The 859-nt window shown below is 34.6% G+C and carries 1 protein-coding gene and 1 pseudogene; both read left to right on the top strand.

Annotated elements, in window-relative coordinates; translation table 11 throughout:
* The coding region (locus A9G30_RS12955) for a hypothetical protein (RefSeq protein ID WP_176700867.1) at positions 1-393 on the top strand (393 nt) is incomplete at its 5' end.
* A gap of 28 nt (positions 394-421) precedes the next feature.
* A pseudogene (locus A9G30_RS06600) lies at positions 422-859 on the top strand (RHS repeat protein); the annotation flags it as partial.

Below are 859 nucleotides of genomic sequence, written 5' to 3'. Positions count from 1 at the left end.
TATTCACCTTTTATTAATCTTTATTTACGTGATCAAAAATCAGAGCAAGAAATTATTTCTAAGTTAGAGCTTATAACTGGATTAAAAATAGATTCACTAAATTTTCCTAACAAAAATAATGTGTTACATGTATCGTATATAGAATTCACTCAGGGTTTTAAAACTGAAATATCTATTTATTGGCCAACTAATTTAAATAATATTATTAATGGGTATTATATCGCACAAGAATTATCTTGTGCATTGAATGTCCTTATTTTATTTGATGCAAGTCTTTTTGATTGCAATGCAGTATCATTTGATGGAGATGATATTTGGTTTTTAGCTAATAATAGAAACTTAAAACAGGTTAACGTTAAGATTTTAGATGATGGAATAGATATTTTATCGTAAAGGTGACCCTGTAAATAAATTTGTGTATTTGCAGTTTTTTATTTGGCAACGACTTTACCGAACCAGTGCGGTTGAATGGTCTAATCGCATAAGTAACTCAACAATTATAAATTTAATCCAACAAGTTGAATTACACACCCGAGTCGCACAAGAGTGGCAGCGTGTTTCGGTGCTAGCAAAGTATACTTATAACACGCTTCACCAACTTGTTGCGGTGACGAATGCCGCGAATGAGACCGAGCACTATACTTATGATGATAAGCATGTTATTCAATCACGGGTCATGGCGGGTGGGGCAACCTTTTATTGGGCATGGCAAAATGAAGGTAAGCAGGCACGCTGTTTACGGCAGTGGGCGAACTTTCCTCAACTGGATAGTCAGTATCAATGGAATGATGAAGAAAACAGTGTCACGATAATCCACCAAGATGGCAGTAAAAGTTATTATAAGCATAATACCCATGGT

It is taken from the genome of Gilliamella sp. Fer4-1 (assembly GCF_001690515.1).
GTDB lineage: Bacteria > Pseudomonadota > Gammaproteobacteria > Enterobacterales > Orbaceae > Gilliamella > Gilliamella apicola_C.
This window is presented reverse-complemented; position numbering and strand designations above follow the sequence as displayed.